We start from the raw sequence: 20,121 nt of genomic DNA on the forward strand, positions 1-20,121 counted from the left end.
GCGCTGTCCACTCGTGAATTCTGCACTTTTACTCATGAATTCGCGCGATTTACTCGTGAATTCGCACGATTTACTCGTGAATTCACACGGTTTACTCGTGAATTCTGCACTTTTACTCTGAATTCTGCGTTCACTCGCGAATTCGCGCCATTTACTCGTGAATTCACACGATTTACTCGTGAATTCGCTCCATTTACTCGTGAATTTACACGGTTTACTCGTGAATTCGGTCATTATATTCAATTGGTTCATTTGTTCGCATAAGTTATATAGATATTAATATCCCTAATCTGCCGTTAAAAACAAAAAAAGAGACCATAAATGCACATTATCGAATTAACGATAACGCATTCATGGTCTCTCCTGTTCTCCGGCCGAGTTATTAACTTGATTTCATTATAGCATACTCCAGCTCATTTGAGAAAGAATTCATGTTGTTTTTTATTTAAATGCCATAGCGGCATGTACGGCTTTCTTCCAGCCTTCATATAATTTTTCACTTTCTTGCTCTTCCATGGATGGTTCAAAGGTTTTGTCCACCGCCCATTGCCGGGAGATTTCTTCTTGATCCTTCCAATACCCGACAGCAAGGCCTGCTAAGTATGCAGCACCTAATGCTGTAGTTTCGTTTATGGTCGGCCTCTCGACGGGCACACGTAATAAGTCACCCTGGAATTGCATCAAGAAGTCATTCTTGACTGCCCCGCCATCCACTCTTAATGTTTGCAGCTCGATTCCTGAATCCGCCTCCATTGCATCAAGGACATCCTTCGTTTGATACGCAAGTGATTCAAGTGTGGCGCGAATGAAATGTTCTTTTGATGTGCCACGCGTCAAACCAAAAACGGCACCCCGCACTTCGCTGTCCCAATATGGAGTTCCAAGTCCTACAAAGGCCGGTACCACATATACTCCATCCGTACTTTCCACCCGTTTTGCATAGGCTTCACTGTCCTTGGCATCATGCAGCATCCGCAGGCCATCGCGCAGCCATTGGATGGCGGAGCCAGCTACGAATATACTGCCTTCCAGTGCATATTCGACCTTCCCATTCAAGCCCCAAGCAAGGGTCGTCAATAGTCCGTGTTCGGAGCTGACAGCCTTGGTTCCTGTATTCATGAGCATGAAACAGCCTGTTCCATACGTATTTTTAGCCATTCCTTCCTTAAAGCAGGCTTGGCCGAATAATGCTGCCTGCTGATCACCGGCTGCCCCGGCGATTGGAATCGATTGGCCGAAGAAATGATAATCGATCGTACGTGCATATTCCTCAGAGGAAGGCCTCACTTCCGGCAGCATCGACTTTGGTACAGTCAATATCTCAAGCAGTTCTTCATCCCATTTCAGTTCATGGATATTGTACATCAATGTCCGGGATGCATTGGAATAGTCCGTTACATGAGCCTTGCCTCCTGATAGCTTCCAGATCAGCCAAGTATCGATGGTACCGAATAACAGCTTGCCTTCATCCGCCTTTTGCCGCGCCCCTTCCACATTATCGAGGATCCATTTCACTTTCGTTCCGGAAAAATAGGCATCTATCAACAATCCCGTTTTATCCCGGAATAGATCATTAAGTCCCTTTTCCTTCAACTCATCACAGATTCCACTTGTTTGCCTGGACTGCCATACAATCGCATTATAGACAGGCGTACCTGTTTCCTTATCCCAAACGACTGCCGTTTCACGCTGATTGGTGATCCCGATACCGGCAATTTGCTCTGGCTTTACACCGGATTCAGATAGTACACCGGCGATCACCGCCAGGATCGACCCCCAAATCTCATTGGCGTTATGTTCGACCCAGCCTGGTTTAGGGAAATGCTGCGTGAATTCCTTTTGGGAGGAATGGACGATTTCCCCCTTTTCATTAAATAAAATCGCCCTCGAACTTGTTGTTCCTTGATCTAATGATAAAATGTATTTTTCCATTGTGTATGCCCCTCCTTTTAATTAACTAGCGATATTTCTGCTATCCAATTCATGTGACTGTTTTTTACCAAAAGCATAGGCTACTATCAATAGTACCAGGCTTGCACCCATAACAGACCAAAATCCTGCCGTTATTTCCCCCATAAAGAATGCTTTATAACAAACGGCACCAAGTGAACCCCCTACAATCGGTCCAACGACCGGAATCCATGAATAGCCCCAGTTGGAATTTCCTTTACCAGGTATCGGCAGCAAAAAGTGAGCGATGCGCGGCCCCAGGTCGCGGGCCGGGTTAATGGCGTATCCTGTTGTTCCCCCAAGTGACATCCCGATCACGACAATCAATAACCCGACTGCGAATGGGTTTAGGCCCTCTGTAAAATTATTGGCCCCTATAAATAATAGACCAAGAATAAGGATGAAAGTTCCAATCATCTCACTTAATAGATTTGAAAATGTGTGCGGGATTGCAGGTGAAGTCGCGAATACACCAAGCTTCGCCCCTGGATCATCCGTAGCTTTCCAGTGTGGCAAATAGTGCAGGAATACTAGAGTTGCGCCGAGTATCGCGCCAATCATCTGGGCAACGATGTAACCGGGCACATCACTCCATGGAAATTCTCCAATAATGGCAAACCCTACTGTGACCGCCGGGTTTAAATGCGCCCCGCTTATGGAACCCACTGCAAAAACACCCATGGTAACCGCCAATCCCCACGCAATCGTGATAACGATCCAGCCGGCATCTTTTGCATAGGAACCCTTTAAGGATGAACCTGCCCCAATACCTGCTCCGAATAAAACTAAAATCATCGTGCCTAACACTTCTCCCCAAAATGGAGTCATGATAAAACCCCTCCCCTGATAATTTTTTAAACCTTGCCAACAAATAAAAGGAGATCCACAGCAGAACCATCTTCATAAAAAAATTATGAATAGATCTGTTGTGAATCTCCTAGTCTCCGTCACATATATTAACTTGTACTGTAAAATATACTAGGTTATGAAAACGCTGTCAATATTTTGTGAAAAATTAATCTATTATTCTGTAATTTTTTTCATTTTTTCCCTATTAGACGATATCCCATAATTCAGTTTTTGAAGTGGTGATTGACGAGGCGCCGGCATCAAGGGCATTCAGGACTTCCTCCGAAGTACGTATGAGGCCGCCTGCAAAAATCGGTGTCTGCAATCGTTCCTTCACTTCTTTTATCATCCATGGCATGGCGCCCGGCAATACTTCGATATAATCTGGCTTGGTTTTCTGCACCAGCTTATAACTTTTCTCAAGCGCATGTGAGTCTATTAAAAAGATTCGCTGGATGGCAATGACCCCCTTTTGCTTCGCCTTCAATATAACGCTTGATTTAGTCGAAATCAGCCCATAGGGGTTATATTCCTGACAAATGAATTCTGTCGCGTACTCATCACTTCTTATGCCATGGATCAAATCGACATGATAAATCATTTTCTTATTATGCTGCTTTGCCATCATACTTACATTTTTCAATTGTGAGATATGCAAATCAAGAAACACACCTATTTCATAGGAACTTTCTAGAAATCTTTCAAAATCCTTCATGCTTGCTGAAGCAGGCAAAATCTTCTGATCCATCATTATCCTCCTCATTACCAGAAAAACTCAAAACTTCAAGTCATTTAGTATATTTTAAAGAACTTGATTTATCAAACACATTTTTTCATGAACCATGTAACCTTAACACTATCATACCTTTCACACCCTTTATAGATTGCGGCAAAGGATATATGTAAAATATCCCCTTGAATCATAAAGAGAGTTTCATTTTCAATGCACCTTCGACGAGTTCATACGATTTAATTGTGCCAATTGGAATTTTTCTCACGATGCTCCAAGCATTAACATTCATTTTGATCGTTCTTTTTTCATATTCAAAAAATGGCGGTCTGTTAAATATCCTTTGGTTGATGAAATCCCTGTCAATTGGTTCCATTTCGACTAATTCAAATGAAATCGTTCTTTTTTCCACATGAACCGGTTTTAATGTAATTCGGAAAGCCACGTTTTTCTTAAACATCATTTTTTTCACTTCCATCGTTCCGGAAAGCACAATATGCTTTGGCTTAATTTCGACTTTAATATCCTGATCAGATGATTTCATTTTTATGATTCTCTCTATCATGGCATCAGTTACCGTAATCGGTATGCCGTTTTTGAATGGACTCATCCTTGCATTCCCTCCCCACTCAAAGCATATGCCGGACTCCCTGATGCCGTTAACATTTCAGCCCGGATTAATAAACGGTATATTCGAAATATTCCAGCTCCACCCCTTGACCTTCGTAAAAACTACCTGTATAGTCATAGTTAATTTAATAGACAACTCTTATCCAGAGAGGTGGAGGGACTGGCCCTTTGATGCCTCAGCAACAGACCGATCTTGTACTGTGCTAATTCCAGAAGTGTAAAAACTTGAAGATAAGAAGAGTATATAGCTTTGTTGCCAACACCTCTTCTTTTTTTTAAGAAGAGGTTTTTTATTTTTAAAAGGAAAGAAGGAATCAACATGTCAATCACATTAACGAAAGCACCATTCAGGGCGGACCACGTCGGAAGTTTATTAAGACCGGAACGTTTACATATTGCCAGGAAGGACTTTAAGGAAGGTACCCTTTCAGCAGAGCGGCTTCGTGAAATTGAAACCGAAGAAATCAATCGGATCGTCGATAAACAAATTGAAGTTGGATTGGAGGCTGTTACGGACGGTGAGTTCAGACGAACATGGTGGCACTTCGACTTCCTCGAGCATTTAAATGGCATCGAGGGATATGTGACTGAAAAAGGCCTCACATTCGATGGTGTCGAAACAGAGAGATATAATGTTCGCAATACCGGGAAGGTTTCATTCAACCCTGAACATCCCTTCATTCGTGATTTCATTGAATTGAACAAAATCGTGAACGGACGCGCCGTTGCCAAGCAAACCATCCCCAGTCCGAATCAATTATTTGCTGCAGGCATTCATAATGAAGACGTCTACCCTGATATTGAAGACTATGCAAATGATATCATCAACGCCTATCAGCATGCTTTGAAAGCCTTTTATGAAGCAGGTGTGCGTTATCTTCAATTGGATGATGTATATATTGCCAGACTTTCAGCCCCGGATTTCCAGTTCAAAGATGGAAAATATACGAGGGAACAATTAATTGATCTTGCACTTCGGGTCATTAATGGAGCATTGGAAGGCAAACCAGAAGACCTTATCGTCACTACCCATCTATGTCGCGGAAACTACCAGTCGACATGGGCGTTTGAAGGAAGCTATGCCCGTATCGCCCCAACTTTATTGGCAAAAGAAAAAGTGGATGGATTCTTCTTGGAATATGATGATCAACGCTCAGGGGATTTCAAACCATTGGATTACATTCCAAATGGCGGTGCACGGGTCGTACTGGGTGTCGTCACTTCAAAAAATGGAGAAATCGAGGACAAGGAAGCTGTTAAGGCACGCATTAAAGAAGCATCGCACTTCGTTCCGCTCGAACAATTATGCTTAAGCCCTCAATGCGGCTTCGCCTCCACACATCACGGCAACAAGCTAACCGAAGCACAGCAATGGGAAAAACTGAAATTCGTCGTTGATATAGCGAAAGAAGTATGGGAATGATTATTTAGCGGAGACTTTAATTCTGATTTACAGGATTTGAACAACCTAATCGGCCCGCACTGATATGGGAGCCGATTAGGTTCTTGCAATAATACACTTCCATTCCTTTAATGACTCTTTAGATAACGGTATCAAGTTTTACTATTTATGAATAACGATGAATGATAAAACCATTTGACATATCGATAATTCTCGATATAATGAAATGTATGAAAACAATCGAGATATTTAAAGCATTATCCAATGAATCCAGGTTGCAAATCTTGCAATGGCTCAAGGCGCCTGAACTCCACTTCACCCCTCATGAGGGAATAGACATGAAGGAAACCGGCGTTTGCGTAAGTCAGATTACGGAAAAATTAAACATGACCCAGTCCACGGCCTCTCAATACCTCTCGATGCTTCTTAGAGCAGGATTGATTAAAACGGAGCGGATAGGAAAGTTTACGTATTACAAACGAGATGAAGAGGCAATCTCAAAAATTACTGATTTCTTGAAAGAAGAAGTATGAAAATGAGCCTGATCCGTACCTTAGAGGGTTGGGTTCATTTTTCTCTCTAACATTTCGATATTTCGCGATATGTTTATTTTTTTATTTATACATATTAACATATTGCGATATGTCTTTATATAAAATTAATAATCATTAATGAGGAGTGAATCTATTTTGCTTAATACATGGAAAATTTACATGTTAGCGATCATCAGTTTTTTAGTAGGAACATCCGAATTCATCATATCCGGAATTTTGGATAAGATTGCGGATTCTCTTGGAGTGACCCTTGCTGCCGCAGGACAGCTCATTACAATTTTCTCCCTTGTCTACGCAATCGGTACACCCATTCTCATGGCTTTGACAGCAAGTTTAGACAGACGAAGATTAATGTTGTATTCCCTTGGACTATTCGTAGTGGCCAATCTGCTTGCCTTTCTATTACCAGGCTTTGGCCCTTTTCTATTTGCACGCATAATCATGGCACTTGGTGCAGGATTGGTTGTAGTCACCGCTCTGAATATTGCCGCTAAGCTTGCTCCGCCAGATAAACAAGCCAGTTCTATTGCGACAGTTGTCATGGGGTTTACAGCTTCCCTTATCATTGGCGTACCTCTCGGAAGAATCATGGCAGATGCATTCGGGTGGAAATCCGTCTTTGGCGGAATCGCCCTATTCGGCCTGATTGCCATGATCGTTTTATTCTTTACCATTACTCCCACCAAAGGGGATAAACCAGTACCGCTTCTCCAGCAACTGGCCCTTCTTAAAAAAAGGAAAGTTGCCCTTGGATTATCGATAACCTTCTTCTGGCTTGGCGGATACTCGATAGCTTATACCTATCTATCCCCTTACCTGCTATCAGTATCAGGGATAAGTGACTCTATACTTAGCACGGCCTTGCTTATATTCGGTATCGCAAGCCTGATCGGATCAAAGTTTGGCGGATATAGTACGGATCGATGGGGTGTATCATTTACACTAGTTGGCGGAATGGCGCTTCATATTGTGATGATCATCATGTTATCCATCGTTACGAATTCATTGATGGCCGTTTTGATAATCCTTACATTATGGTCGTTCGCAGCATGGTCATCAGGGCCGACACAGCAATATCATTTAGCGACCCTTGAGCCTGAATCATCAGGAGTCATGCTCGGTCTGAATCAGTCGATGATGCAATTGGCCATGGCCGCCGGTGCTGGAATTGGCGGTGTTGCTGTAGAACAAGTATCCCTTGCTTCCATAACCTGGATCGGTGCAACAGGGGTTGCCATTGCCATGGTCATTGTTCTGGTCCTTTCAAGTTCATCGTCAAGCAGGAAAATAGCACAGTCCATAAAATCCTAGACCGTTATATAAACATTTATCATAAGGCTAGATTTTAGCCTTATGATGAATCCTAAAACTGAAAGCAAACAAAAAAAAGAACGGCCATCTGGACGTTCCCTTTTTACTTGCAGCTATCATCATCCTCCATTTTCTTCACGAATATATCATCCGTCACCCTATCTTTCAGCTTGTTCCTCAAGGCCAATTCCGCAGCCTTCCCATCACTAGGCGATCCGTCCGAGAAATACATCGGAAACAGGGAGAAAAACATAACGTAGAAAGAAAAATAGATGAATTGATACCAGATCACCGAGCTGTCCAGGATATTCTGATACACTAAGCTATATATGATCAGCATGCTGACTAAATTAAAGATAGCCCCCCCTAAATATATCAGCGTATTCGTCAATCGATTATCATGTTTCAATCCCTTGAACTCGCAAGTCCCATTCCAAAAATAATATTTCCTCACCTCTATGTTCCGAAAGGCGAAAAGTTTATTGCCACAACCGATCAAGATTTTCTTTTCTGATCCCCCAAAGAGCGTAACAAAGAAAATATGCCCGCTCAAATGTATCAGCGTAACGATCGGCATGATCAAAAAAAAGGAAAATAGAAATTTAATGATATCAGAGAGACCAAACATATTTAACTAACCCCCTCCTTACCAGCGATTTCCTTACCAGGATGCTACTCTGATACCCTGCCCACACTGGTTATAACTAGTAAATTTTCACAGTGGTAATATGTTGCTTTCCACAAATGATAAGAGGATAATTATTCTCCTTCCGCTTCACTTCGACCTTCGAACGATCATATCGACCCTCCCCCTGCTTTTTCCGGCGTTCAAAAAAACAGGCTATCACCTTCCAAAAAACTCGGAAAAGCGATAGCCTTTACATCTTTATTTAGCGATTGGGGGTTCGAAGGATTTCTGCGTTGTTTTGTCCTGGCTCCAAGCCTGCATGTTTATATCCAGGGGTGAAAACCGATGTTTTGATCGGGCAGGCGATTTGCCTCTGGACATTCCCTTTTCCGTCAGGAACCTCGACGATCATTCCCCTCTCCTTCAATTGGGGATGCTCGGCCGCTTCGGTGAAAGTCAGCACTGGTTCTACGCAGGCCTCGAATTCAGCGAATATCTCCTGCCATTCATGAAAATCTCTTTCAAGGAAAGCCAGCCGGACGGCCGTTTTAAACCTGATTCCGCTTTCTTCATCGCTTTTCATGCTCAGCTCATATAATTCGGGTGCACCGATTGCTTCACATAATGCTTTTCGAAAAGGGGGCTCAAGGCTGCCTACCGAAAAATAGCGTCCATCTTTCGTTTCGTAAAAGTCATAAAAAGACCCTCCGTTCAGCATCAGTTTTTCTGGTTCAAGTTCAAGGCCACCTTGTAAATTCAGAGGTGCGGATATGGCATTCAAGGCAAAACTGCAGTCGGTCATGCTGATGTCGATGGCTTGGCCGAATCCTGTTCTTTCCCTGTGAATGACTGCAGATAATATTCCGATGACAGCATGCAATGAGCCTCCGGCAAGATCTGCTATTTGGGTTCCGTTTTTTGCCGGACCTTCCTTTTTCGTACCGGAATAGCCTGATAAGCCTGCTATCGAAATATAATTGATATCATGTCCCGGCCGGTCTTTATAGGGACCAGTCTGGCCATAGCCCGTGATGGAACAGTAAATCAGCTTCGGGTTGATCGATTTTAATGCCCCATACCCCAGTCCCAGACGTTCCATGACACCTGGACGGAATTGTTCAATGACGATATCGTATTCCGTCACTAGGTTTCTTACGGATTCGATAGACTCGGATTGTTTTAAATCCAGTGTGATCGACTTCTTAGATCTGTTAAGATATTGGTTCACACCCCATGAATCCTTTGTCCCCGGCCTCTCCACCTTCAAAACATCCGCTCCTAAATCCGCTAGCATCAAAGTGGCAAATGGGCCTGGCAGTAACGTTGAAAAGTCCAATACTTTTAAATGAGTCAATAAGGTCATCAGCTGTGCACCTTCCCTTTCCCTTTAAAATAGTAAAAGCCCTCCAGTCATTCCGTACATGCAATTTAGCTGAGTTTACGATTATCATATAACACCTCCCATAACATTTGTATAAATTTCCATTTAATAAAAATAAAAAACCAGGAATCAGCTTCCTGGCTTTTGATAATGAGCCTATAGAAAACAAGGAAAAGCCGGACAATTTAAAACTGCATTGTCCGGCTGCTTTTACTTTAAGCTTGTTCAGTCATATTTTTTGTCAAAGTCAAATTCGACTTCATCAAGTTTAACGAATTTAGTTTTTCTTATAAATTTATAGCCAAGCCATAGACCAAGGAAAAGCGGAATCCCCAAGTATGCAGCTACAACACTGCCCCAATCGATGTGGTCTGAGAAAAAGGCTTGGATATTTTGGGACAGGATGACGATCATGCCGATTAAAATGGCAAAGATCGGGCCGATTGGGAACCATAATGCCTTATATGGCAGCTTCTCCAATGAATGGCCTTGAGCGATGAACGCTTTCCTGAAACGGTAATGGCTGATGGATATTCCGAGCCAAAAGATGAATCCTGTAATTCCGATGGCATTCATTAACCAAATATACACTTTACCATCGCCGAATACGGAGGCTAAGAAGGCCAGCATGCCGATGGAGCATGTCAAAATCATGCCTGCAACCGGTACGCCGCGTTTATTAAGTTTTGCAAAAATACGCGGTGCTTGCCCATCTTTTGCCATTGAGTATAACATACGCGTTGATGCATATAGACTTGAGTTACCTGCAGATAATACCGCTGTTAATATGACGGCATTCATAAGCGAAGCGGCAAAGGCGACTCCAGCTTTTTCAAAAATGAGCGTGAATGGACTGACCATGACGTTATCACCCTGCAAACTCGAGCTCGTATAAGGGATAAGCAGTCCAATTACGAAGATTGCCAATACGTAAAAGAGCAAGATCCTCCAGAAGACACTTTTAATGGCCTTCGGTATATTCCGTGCAGGATCTTCACTTTCCCCGGCAGCCACACCGACAATTTCGGTACCTTGAAAAGAAAAGCCAGCCGCTATGAAAACGATGAAGACACCCATGAACCCGCCCGGGAAAGGAGCGTCATCGACGGTGAAGTTTTTAAAGCCTACCGCTTCGCCGCCCATAATGCCGACGATCATTAGCAGCCCGACGATAATAAAAATAACGATGGCGGTTACTTTTATGAAGGAAAACCAGTATTCCCCTTCACCATATCCTTTAACGGATAAATAGTTCAATAGGAAAATGAGCACCAAGAATGATGAACTCCATAACAATGATGGACTATTCGGAAACCAGAATTTCATGATCATTGTCGAGGCTGCCAACTCTGCGGCTATCGTCATCGACCAATTGAACCAATACGTCCATCCCAAGGCAAAACCAAATGCGGGATCGACGAATTTCGATCCATAGGTACTGAAGGAGCCGCTTGTCGGCATAAAGGCTGCCAATTCCCCTAAGCTCGTCATCACGAAGTACACCATTGCCCCAACTAAGGCATAAGCAAGTAATGCCCCGCCTGGCCCAGCTGTATGAATGGCTGCACCGCTGCTGAGGAACAGCCCGGTACCAATAGCCCCGCCAATGGAAATCATCGTTAAATGGCGGGATTTCAAACCGCGCTTTAACCCTTGTTCTTCTTGCTTTGGAGGATGCAAGATGTCATTTTCTTGTTTTGGTATCATAATTTTTCATCCCTTTCTATATAAGCGCTTTCATATATGGGGAAATCATTTAATAAATTTTCCTATTTCATAGACTCTCAAATAGACCTAATTTACAATCCGAATTCCTTTTCTGAATATATGCAATTTTCATGCCAAATTTACAAAGCGCAATATTCAACAGATTATCCAAAAAAATGCCTTCAATAGACAAATTTCTTTGCACTTTACGCCATGGTTTTTTGCACATTATGCCATGGTTTTTTGCACATTTATTCATTTGGTTTAATTTAAATACATTCCAAATATTACTAAAAGAATATATCCAAAGAATATTTCTATTAAAATCCATTTTTCTCCATTTTATCCCTTTAAATGTCATATTTTTCGCAAGTTTTCTCCATTTGATAATAATTATGAAACGATGTAAAAATGAGGTATTCTCATGAAGGAGTTGAGTGTTATGAAAGGTAAGGTATTTTTAGGAACTGCACTATCAATCGGTCTATTATTTTCTGCTATTCCCCATCAAGAAGCTTTAGCGGCAAAAAATGTGTTAAGTGTTGAAAAGTACAATAAGCATAGGGATTCGCTAGAATACAAGTCTGGGAAGCTTACGGACCCCTCAAAGCAAACGGCAGAAGATATCATTCTTACCTTTTTTGATGAGAACAAAAAGTCTTACAAGCTAGAAAAGCAAAAGGCGAAGGACTCCTTCACGATCGAGAAAGAAAGCAAGGATGAACTGGGCAATACCGTCCTTAAATTGCAACAAACCTATAAAGGCGTACCAGTATGGAATTCCACACAAGCCGTATTGATTGACGCTAAAGGTGTATTGACCGTCGTGTCCGGTACGGTTGAAGCCAATCTAAACACGAAATTAGGGAAAAAGGCTAAAAAAGGCATCAGTGAATCCGAAGCTATCAAAATAGCTGAAGCGGATCTGGGGTTCACACCTGCCTACGAGCAATCACCTGAATCTGACCTGTATGTATACGCAAATGAAGGCAAGGCCGATTATGTATATAAAGTCAATTTGAAATTCTTAAGTCCGGAACCAGGAAATCATCATTATTTCATTTCAGTCAAAACGGGTAAAATCCTGAATAAATATAATACATTGGATGAAGTGACGGGGACCAACTCCGTCGGAACGGGCACTGGCGTCTTAAACAATACGGTGTCGCTGAACACTACCTTATCCAACGGTCAATACTACTTACAAGACAATACACGCGGTAAAGGCATCTACACGTATAACGCCAATAACCGTTCAAGATTGCCTGGTACACTCTTTTCCAACACAACAAATGCTTTTACTGCTTCTGCCGATAAAGCTGCGGTGGATGCCCATTATTATGCGGGTAAAACCTATGATTATTACAAATCCACATTTGGCCGGAACTCCTATGATGGTAATGGAACCATCCTGAAATCAACCGTCCATTATGGCTCAAGATACAATAATGCTTTTTGGGATGGCACCCAAATGGTTTACGGTGATGGAGATGGCACGACGTTCATCCCATTGTCCGGCGGGCTCGATGTCGTTGCGCATGAATTGACGCATGCCGTCACTTCCTCGGAATCGAACCTTACCTATCAATATGAATCCGGTGCTTTGAATGAAGCGATATCTGATATTTTTGGCACTGTCGTAGAATTTAAGAATCAGAGTGCCAAAGCCGACTATTTGGTCGGGGAAGATATTTACACACCTAACATTTCCGGTGATGCACTCCGCTCGATGGCTAATCCAACATTGAATGGGGACCCTGACCATTATTCGAACCGTTATACAGGAACGGGTGATAATGGCGGAGTCCACACGAACAGCGGAATCATTAATAAGGCAGCTTATTTAATCTCTGCAGGCGGAACCCACCATGGCGTGAGTGTATCCGGAATCGGCATCGATAAACTAGGAACCATCTTTTATCGGGCAAACACAACATATTTAACTTCGTCGTCTACTTTTTCACAAGCCAGAGCGGCCGTCATACAATCGGCCTCTGATTTATACGGTTCAAGCAGTGCAGAAGTCACGGCTGTCAAAAATGCCTTTACTGCTGTCGGTGTGAATTAACAGATTTACCTATAAATCAAACACCTCCCTAGCTTCCCTGCTAGCGGAGGTGTTTTGATCTTATGTATCGGTCTACCTTCCGAGGATCATTTCGGCCGTTCGTTCCCTTTTTTCGTCCTTTTCCGTCCTCCGGTACAGGTAGATCCTTACTAAAAACAAACTGCGTCGTATACTAAAAATGATTAATTCCGTAAAATAGTTGCTTTTCTTCTTATTAACTGTCAAGCTTAGATGATCTGGACTATATTGAATAGAACAAGTAGGTGACGAACATGATTGAAGTTAAAACTTCCACACTCAGTGATGGCGAGTTCAATAGAGGCGTATTCGCAACACGAGATATTAAAAAAGGTGAGCTTTTGCATGAGGCACCAGTCATTGCATATCCGAACGAGGAGCATGTTTTCATTGAGAAGACATTGCTGGCTGATTATGCGTTTGAATATGGAATTAACCATACTGCCATGCTTTTAGGCTATGGCATGCTGTTTAATCATTCTTATACACCCAACGCTACGTATGACATAAACTTCAAGAATCATACGTTTGATTTCTTTGCTTATACCGACATAAAAGCAGGAGAAGAAATCCTGATTAATTATAATGGTGAAGTCGATAATGAGGATCCGCTTTGGTTCAATAAAGAAAATGACGGCGAAGATGTAGCTGAATGATCATTGATCCCTCATGAAAGCACTTGTACTTTTGAATGCCTGTCCATGGTCTTCGAAAGAAACGAGTGCTTTTCCTTTTACCGGCATGATGAATTCACTAAACCATAAAAAAGCCCCTTTAAGATTAACTTAATGGGGTTAGTTTTTTGAAGACGATTGAATAAAGTTGCTACACTCTTGCCGAATGACTGGTTAGCCGAAACCGCTTGCTTTGATTAGGCTTGGCAGACAATCGGGCGGAAGCAGCAGATTTGAGGGTTAGTAATATGATTTCCACTCCAGGCACTCGCTTTCCGCGGGCGGTCCGGGAGCCTCCTCGGCGCATTTGCGCCTGTGGGGTCTCCCCTGGACTCGCTTTTCCCGCAGGAGTCTCGTACCTTCCGTTCCATTCAACTTTTCATTTAAAGTAAGGTGAAACCCTCATTTACAAATCCGCTAGACGACACCCCACGGACGCTTGCGTCGAGGAGGCTTGGAGACAGGCGGAAAGGGAGCGGATTTCTTCAATCAGCGGGAACTTTTTTTAAAAAACTGGTTCTTCTCTAATTTGTCCACAGTTTGACCCCATTAAGAATTACTAATGGGGTCAATTCACCTTAACGAACGGATGGGTTACTTGATTTTGTTTTGGTTATTGATTGGAATTGGCTCTTCACCTTATCAATGGTTTCTGGGGTGGCTAGAGATCTTATTTGACCCATGGTTTTTTCACGGGTTTTCTTATTGCGCATTAAAAATGCGGCTGCTCCTATCAGGACGGTTCCAAGCATTTTGTTTGATGGCATGTTCGTTTCCTCCTTCAAGTTAGTCCTATATAGTATTCCCTCTATCAGCTGATTTAAACAAAAGCACCTTTTTGAGAGAGCGGTTTCGCTTTATTCATCCTCGCTCAGGCTTTCGATGAACTTTATGCTTTCGGGATTTTTCACGACTTTTTCAGCTTGATCAGGGTCAGCTTTCGTTTGCTTCATGTTGTTAAGTTTATATGTCAACACTCTTTTTACTGACTCGTTAATTCTATCCATTGGAACTTCCCCTGCTTTTACTGATTGCAGTAAACCGTTATATACCTCAAGCTCATGGGAATATTCATGACAGACGAGTAATAAGTCAGCTCCTGCAAGGATTGCCTGCTTCCCCATCTCATCATAGGAGAAGTACTTGTTCACGGCTCCCATTTCCAAATCGTCGGTAACGACAAGTCCTTCATATTTGAGTTTCCCCCGAAGCAGGTCTTCTATGATGATTTTAGAAAGGCTTGCTGGTTTTTCTTTATCATAGGCTGGATATTTAATGTGGGTCACCATCACGAAAAACTTTTGGTTATCCATTTCACTTATGATTTGCTTGAAGGGATAGATATCCGAATTTTCCAGATCAAGTTGGTTTGCCTCCACGGATGAAGTTTCGACATGCGGATCGATTTCGCTGCGTCCGTTGCCGGGAAAGTGCTTCAATGCACCCGTTATCGATACATCATTTAAGCCTTGAATGGCTTTCTTCCCGTATTGATAGACCTTTTCCGGATCTTGCCCCAATGAACGTTTATCCGTTTTTGATAGATCAAGTACAGGGGCAAAATTAATGTTAATCCCCATGGAGCCCAGTTCTGTCCCATTCAACCTGGCCACCTTGTACATGTCTTCAATAGAGGCATTTTTCCCAAGATCCTGTTGCGCAGGGAGGGGCGATACCCTTTCCTTCATCCTGATGATGTCCCCGCCTTCCTGATCGATGGCCACCATCAACGGAAGCGAATGTGCACTTTGATTGGCCGTTTGCTGAAGCGAGTTGGATAACCGGGCCACTTGTTTAGGTGATTTCATATTGCGGTCAAAATAGATGACACCTCCTATATGTTTTTGTTCGATGAGCTCCGTAATTTCATCGCTCTTTTCAGTCCCCCTGAAACCAACCATCATAAGCTGTCCGATTTTTTCTTCAAGCGTCATTTTATTCAGCAATTTCTCTATTCTCTCATGATTATCCGCATCGTCGTCCTCCCCTTTTTCCGCTCTGGAATCGACATCCATATTCAACTGAATGAACACGGCTGAAAAAGCGAGGATTGCGATGAAAAGCAGGCCCATAAATATTTTTTTATTCCTCATGCTTTGACCTTCTGTCCTTTCTTGATTGCCCTTTTATATTTGTTGCACACTTCTTAATCATGTTCATAAAGTGACGATTCTATATCATCATTGCCGATTTTTTGCATAAACCATTAGCCGCGTATAAATACTACATACATAGCCTAATTCAAAGGAGATGCACCCATGAACGGAATCTTGAAGAACATTGCCGGCACTTTCAGTCATGCAGTCGATTATGCAAAAGAAAAAATAACAGCCATTACAGGAAAAACTTCTGTTACGATAGCGGAATTGAGTGAGCACATCATCAATCAGCCCGAAACAAAACTAATCAGGAAAAACCTTTTAGGGATACCTTTTTCCTTTTATCATTTACAAAAAGAAGACGTTACGTACTATTTGGAATTGAAAAGCTCACAGGTTCTCCAGTTGGATGTTCAAGCGCATAATCATACGATTGTGTCTTACAGGTCTTATCGAGATAAATCCAGCTTGCCCACGGCCATCAGATTTCCTAAAACCCTTTTAGCCGAATGAAAAATAAAGGCTGTTTTCGCATACTTTGTTGCTATTTAACAAGTAGTTCGGTTTTCCCCTCCAGATGCACGCTTTCCTTGGTGCGGGCGGTGAGCCTCCTCGGCATAAACGCCTGTGGGGTCTCACCTGTCCCGCTAATCCCGCAGGAGTCTCGCACTTCCACTCCAATCAACCTTAAATAGTTTCGTTTTAAAAACAACAATCTTTTCGAAAAGAGCCAAAATAAAAAAGCTGATATCCCCTGCATATGGGGTTATCAGCTTTTTTTCAAATCTTATAGGGAGAAAAAACGGTCTCTTTCACTTGAAATCCATTTCTCGGCATCTTCTTCATCCTTTTTAACCAAGCGGTTAACGAGGATATCATGCCAAATGTAATTTTCGAGAAAATTGATATGAATGGGATCATCTGTGTAAAACGCCGTTTCTCTCGTTTCGGGCGAAGGGCCGTAAATCGTCTCCTTGCCGTCAATGGATAAGATGAACCATTTGTTTTCTCCAATATTCTCCACATAGCTTGTTTGGCGATGTATATCTATACCTGATAATGGGTTTTCAACCTGAAATGCAATCCCCTTCAGCGTGCAATGCGCAGCGGCCCCTATTAGCTCTTGTTCAAGTTTTCCATACATCTCGTCCCATAGGGAAACCACCACCCTTTTCTCGGCTTTTTGAATCAAGGTACGGCAGAAGGATAGGATGTGCCCTTCACCTTTAAGCGTCATTACACGATTGTCGGACATCGGTTCGTTTTTCTCGAATTGCTTTAATGTATGGCTGATGGATTGATAGGTATTGTTCCATTTTGATTGAACCGATTCCAAAAAAACATCGACTGGCAGCGGTGAATATTTTATCGAGTCATTGATTTCCTCTTTTAAGACGATTCCTTCTTCTTGCAGTCCATTTAATATTTCATAGATGCGGGCCCTTGGAATTCCTGACTCCTTGCTTACTTGATAGGCACTGGTTGGGCCTTGGCGAACCAAAGAAACATAAGCCTTTGCTTCATATTGACTAAACCCGAGAGACTGTAGTTTTTGAATGATATCTTGCATAGTACCTCCTAGTGCTTTGGTAAGTTATATGCCTATCATACCAAATCTCTTATCGAAATCTATTCGATTTCAAACAGTATGGCTCAAATATTCTTATTTACAGAATGGTTCTTATTAGTTACTATCTAAATAGTGACTAATATGAACGCATGGATTATGGCTCCAGCAAAACAAGCATTTCAGCCATAATGCCATCGATACGGAGGCTTCTTGGATGGAAGATATACAAATTTCGACACTTTTGCTGCTGATGTTTTTCGGATTTTTGGCAGCATTCATTGATTCCGTGGTCGGCGGCGGCGGCCTGATTTCGATACCCGCTTTATTATTTTCAGGACTTTCCCCGTCAGCAGCGATCGCTACGAATAAGTTAGCAAGTTCCATGGGGTCTTTAACAAGCACCATTGCTTTCATTCGCTCAGGTAAGGTTGATTTCAAATTGGTTTCAAAACTTTTCCCATTGATTTTCATAGGTTCCCTGCTAGGAGCCTGGGTTGTCAATTTCGTCTCGCCTGAATTATTAAAGCCAATGATCTTGGTTCTATTAATAACTATTGCCATTTATACCTTTTTTAAAAAGGACTGGGGCCAGAAATCGACTTACCATACACTCACATGGCAAAAGGCTGCACTATTTGCGTTCGCTATATTTGCCATTGGTTTTTATGATGGCTTTTTGGGCGCTGGAACGGGATCCTTCATTTTGTTTGCCTTTTTAATGATTGGCTTTGATTTTTTGAACTCTGCAGGAAATGCCAAATTTTTGAACTTCGGAAGTAATTTGGCGGCACTGATCATGTTCATATTCCTTGATACCGTCAACTTTTCCTACGGAATTCCAATGGGAATCTCCATGATAGCAGGAGCGTTGGCCGGTTCTAAATTTGCCATTAAGAAAGGGGTGGCATATGTAAGAGTATTATTTATCATCGTGACCGTCATTTTGATCGTGAAAAATATAATGGATTACTTAATGGGCGGCTAATCTTATTAAAAAATAGACGACAGCACACTGTTCCCCGCACAGAATGTGACATATAGGGATTATTTGGGTATATGATAGGTAAAGACTGTGTGGAAAGGTGTGATTGGATGATTGAAAAGTGGAATGGCGAAGAAATGGCAGATGTATCGGGGCAAACCATTGTGATTACTGGTGCAAATAGCGGGCTTGGCTTCGAAACGGCTTTTGCATTGGCCGGTAAGGGGGCAGAGATCATCCTTGCGGTCCGGAATGCTTCAAAGGGTGAAAAGGCGGTCGATAGAATCTTATCGGTCCATCCAAAGGCAAATGTACGTGTGATGGAGCTGGATTTAAGTGATTTGAGCAACGTTCGGCATTTTGCCGCTTCCTTTCAGGAAAACTATGAATCTCTCTCCGTCCTCATCAATAACGCAGGTGTGATGATTCCGCCCTACAGTAGGACGAAGGATGGCTTCGAGCTGCAATTCGGCAGCAATCACCTCGGTCATTTTGCTTTGACAGGCCTCCTTCTTCCGTGTATCCTTTCTACGCCAAAATCGCGTGTGGTCACATTGAGCAGCTTGGCCGCCATCAATGGATATATAGACTTCGAAAATCTAAATGGTGAAAACGGTTATAAACCAATGAAATACTATGGGCAAAGCAAGCTGGCCAATCTACTCTTCGCCCGCGAATTACAGAATAAATTCAACCAGCATGGCGCACCCCCGATCAGTGTTGCCTGTCATCCGGGCCTTTCCCATACTAATCTCATGTCACGCGGTTCTGGCAAACCCATAAATAGATTCGTGCACTTTCTTTCCAAAACCATCACCCAGCCGGCAAGTATGGGAGCATTGCCTACCCTTTATGCCGCAACGGAACCTGCATTGACAGGCGGGGAGTATATCGGACCCGATGGAAAGAAGGGCAGAAAAGGCTTTCCCAGAAAAGACGAGATCATCGACACCTTATATAATGACGAAACGTCGAAAAGATTATGGGATATTTCAGAAACCTTGACAGAGGTCAAATATCGTTTCACTGAAAGCATGACGCCAAAATGACTCTATATTTCCCTGTCTTCGCTCATGAACAGAGCAAAAAGAAAGAGGGAGCATAATGCCCCCTCTTTTCGCTTCCATCATTCAGCGTCAAAAACTTCGACTTTTTCCATTTTGTCGCCATTTTTCATAGCTTTGGCTGTTTCAAGTCCAGAAGTCACTTTACCGAATACTGTGTGAACACCGTTAAGATGCGGTTGGGGTTCATGCACGATAAAGAATTGGCTTGAGCCTGTGTCTTTTCCAGCATGTGCCATAGATAGGCTTCCTGCCTCATGTTTATGAGGGTTTCCTTCTGTTTCACATTTGATTTGTGTGCCGCTTCCGCCTGCGCCTGTACCTGTTGGATCTCCGCCTTGGCTTACGAAACCAGGGATTACACGGTGAAAGACTACGCCATTATAAAATCCTGTGTTTGCCAAGTTTTCGAAGTTAGCCACTGTGTTAGGTGCTTCGTTCGGGAAAAGATCGAATTCGATTTTTTCTCCATTTTCCATAAGTATGTATCCTTTTTTAGCCATG

The 20,121-nt window shown here is 42.6% G+C and carries 19 protein-coding genes and 1 riboswitch; of the genes, 8 read left to right on the plus strand and 11 right to left on the minus strand.

Going from position 1 to position 20,121, the window contains the following annotated elements; genetic code table 11:
• Nucleotides 1–441: 441 nt before the first annotated feature.
• The 4 genes from glpK to AC3WLU_RS06340 all read right to left on the minus strand — a co-directional run bounded on the left by glpK (nt 442) and on the right by AC3WLU_RS06340 (nt 4,139).
• Entirely contained in the window at nt 442–1,932 is a 1,491-nt protein-coding gene (gene glpK / locus AC3WLU_RS06325; protein WP_413004482.1) for a glycerol kinase GlpK, read from the minus strand.
• A gap of 21 nt (nt 1,933–1,953) precedes the next feature.
• Nucleotides 1,954–2,778: an MIP/aquaporin family protein gene (locus AC3WLU_RS06330; RefSeq protein WP_034310441.1), complete on the minus strand. Its 825-nt coding sequence runs from the start codon at nt 2,776–2,778 to the stop codon at nt 1,954–1,956.
• 226 nt (nt 2,779–3,004) lie between these two features.
• On the minus strand, nt 3,005–3,547 hold the full coding sequence (locus AC3WLU_RS06335) for a glycerol-3-phosphate responsive antiterminator (protein ID WP_283906240.1): 543 nt from the start codon (nt 3,545–3,547) through the stop codon (nt 3,005–3,007).
• A gap of 172 nt (nt 3,548–3,719) precedes the next feature.
• Entirely contained in the window at nt 3,720–4,139 is a 420-nt protein-coding gene (locus tag AC3WLU_RS06340) for a hypothetical protein (RefSeq protein WP_413004479.1), read from the minus strand.
• Between the two features lie 156 nt (nt 4,140–4,295).
• A riboswitch (SAM riboswitch) is annotated at nt 4,296–4,397 on the plus strand.
• An 81-nt stretch (nt 4,398–4,478) separates the two neighbouring features.
• Between AC3WLU_RS06340 and AC3WLU_RS06345 the strand changes: the two genes are divergently transcribed.
• From AC3WLU_RS06345 to AC3WLU_RS06355, 3 genes are all read left to right on the plus strand, one after another.
• Entirely contained in the window at nt 4,479–5,582 is a 1,104-nt protein-coding gene (locus tag AC3WLU_RS06345; RefSeq protein ID WP_492597002.1) for a 5-methyltetrahydropteroyltriglutamate--homocysteine S-methyltransferase, read from the plus strand.
• A 209-nt stretch (nt 5,583–5,791) separates the two neighbouring features.
• Nucleotides 5,792–6,094, plus strand: a complete 303-nt coding sequence (locus AC3WLU_RS06350; RefSeq protein WP_061466270.1) for an ArsR/SmtB family transcription factor — start codon at nt 5,792–5,794, stop codon at nt 6,092–6,094.
• Between the two features lie 156 nt (nt 6,095–6,250).
• Complete coding sequence (locus tag AC3WLU_RS06355) at nt 6,251–7,426, plus strand: MFS transporter (RefSeq protein ID WP_492597003.1); 1,176 nt, start codon at nt 6,251–6,253, stop codon at nt 7,424–7,426.
• 103 nt (nt 7,427–7,529) lie between these two features.
• Here the strand turns inward: AC3WLU_RS06355 and AC3WLU_RS06360 are convergent, their stop codons facing one another.
• The 3 genes from AC3WLU_RS06360 to AC3WLU_RS06370 form a co-directional block, all read right to left on the minus strand.
• Nucleotides 7,530–8,054 carry a hypothetical protein gene (locus AC3WLU_RS06360; protein WP_492597004.1) on the minus strand — a complete coding sequence of 175 codons (525 nt, stop codon included), beginning with the start codon at nt 8,052–8,054 and terminating at the stop codon, nt 7,530–7,532.
• A 262-nt stretch (nt 8,055–8,316) separates the two neighbouring features.
• Nucleotides 8,317–9,417, minus strand: coding sequence for a CaiB/BaiF CoA transferase family protein (locus AC3WLU_RS06365; RefSeq protein ID WP_492597005.1), 1,101 nt, complete (start codon nt 9,415–9,417; stop codon nt 8,317–8,319).
• A 243-nt stretch (nt 9,418–9,660) separates the two neighbouring features.
• Nucleotides 9,661–11,142 carry an amino acid permease gene (locus AC3WLU_RS06370; protein ID WP_492597006.1) on the minus strand — a complete coding sequence of 494 codons (1,482 nt, stop codon included), beginning with the start codon at nt 11,140–11,142 and terminating at the stop codon, nt 9,661–9,663.
• 442 nt (nt 11,143–11,584) lie between these two features.
• Here AC3WLU_RS06370 and AC3WLU_RS06375 point away from each other — a divergent pair, with 442 nt between their 5' ends.
• Nucleotides 11,585–13,210: a M4 family metallopeptidase gene (locus tag AC3WLU_RS06375; protein WP_057277987.1), complete on the plus strand. Its 1,626-nt coding sequence runs from the start codon at nt 11,585–11,587 to the stop codon at nt 13,208–13,210.
• Nucleotides 13,211–13,482: 272 nt separating this feature from the next.
• Nucleotides 13,483–13,884, plus strand: a complete 402-nt coding sequence (locus AC3WLU_RS06380; protein ID WP_133351407.1) for an SET domain-containing protein — start codon at nt 13,483–13,485, stop codon at nt 13,882–13,884.
• A 596-nt stretch (nt 13,885–14,480) separates the two neighbouring features.
• Here AC3WLU_RS06380 and AC3WLU_RS06385 read toward each other — a convergent pair.
• Complete coding sequence (locus AC3WLU_RS06385) at nt 14,481–14,669, minus strand: hypothetical protein (RefSeq protein WP_063234131.1); 189 nt, start codon at nt 14,667–14,669, stop codon at nt 14,481–14,483.
• Nucleotides 14,670–14,759: 90 nt separating this feature from the next.
• A complete protein-coding gene (nagZ, locus tag AC3WLU_RS06390; RefSeq protein WP_492597007.1) occupies nt 14,760–15,995 on the minus strand; it encodes a beta-N-acetylhexosaminidase in 1,236 nt (411 codons plus the stop codon).
• Nucleotides 15,996–16,160: 165 nt separating this feature from the next.
• On the opposite strand from nagZ, the gene AC3WLU_RS06395 reads away from it, so the two are divergent.
• A complete protein-coding gene (locus AC3WLU_RS06395) occupies nt 16,161–16,514 on the plus strand; it encodes a hypothetical protein (protein ID WP_106027115.1) in 354 nt (117 codons plus the stop codon).
• 274 nt (nt 16,515–16,788) lie between these two features.
• Here AC3WLU_RS06395 and AC3WLU_RS06400 read toward each other — a convergent pair whose 3' ends face one another.
• Nucleotides 16,789–17,571 carry a TrmB family transcriptional regulator gene (locus AC3WLU_RS06400; protein ID WP_034310422.1) on the minus strand — a complete coding sequence of 261 codons (783 nt, stop codon included), beginning with the start codon at nt 17,569–17,571 and terminating at the stop codon, nt 16,789–16,791.
• A gap of 214 nt (nt 17,572–17,785) precedes the next feature.
• Between AC3WLU_RS06400 and AC3WLU_RS06405 the strand changes: the two genes are divergently transcribed.
• The gene (locus tag AC3WLU_RS06405) at nt 17,786–18,556 is read left to right on the plus strand and encodes a sulfite exporter TauE/SafE family protein (RefSeq protein WP_492597008.1); all 771 of its coding nucleotides are present in this window, start codon (nt 17,786–17,788) and stop codon (nt 18,554–18,556) included.
• A 107-nt stretch (nt 18,557–18,663) separates the two neighbouring features.
• The gene (locus tag AC3WLU_RS06410; protein WP_492597009.1) at nt 18,664–19,602 is read left to right on the plus strand and encodes an oxidoreductase; all 939 of its coding nucleotides are present in this window, start codon (nt 18,664–18,666) and stop codon (nt 19,600–19,602) included.
• 77 nt (nt 19,603–19,679) lie between these two features.
• Here AC3WLU_RS06410 and AC3WLU_RS06415 read toward each other — a convergent pair whose 3' ends face one another.
• Complete coding sequence (locus tag AC3WLU_RS06415) at nt 19,680–20,120, minus strand: peptidylprolyl isomerase (RefSeq protein WP_034310415.1); 441 nt, start codon at nt 20,118–20,120, stop codon at nt 19,680–19,682.
• Between the last annotated feature and the right edge of the window lies 1 nt (nt 20,121).

The sequence above is a fragment of the Peribacillus sp. FW305-BF15 genome (assembly GCF_058783805.1).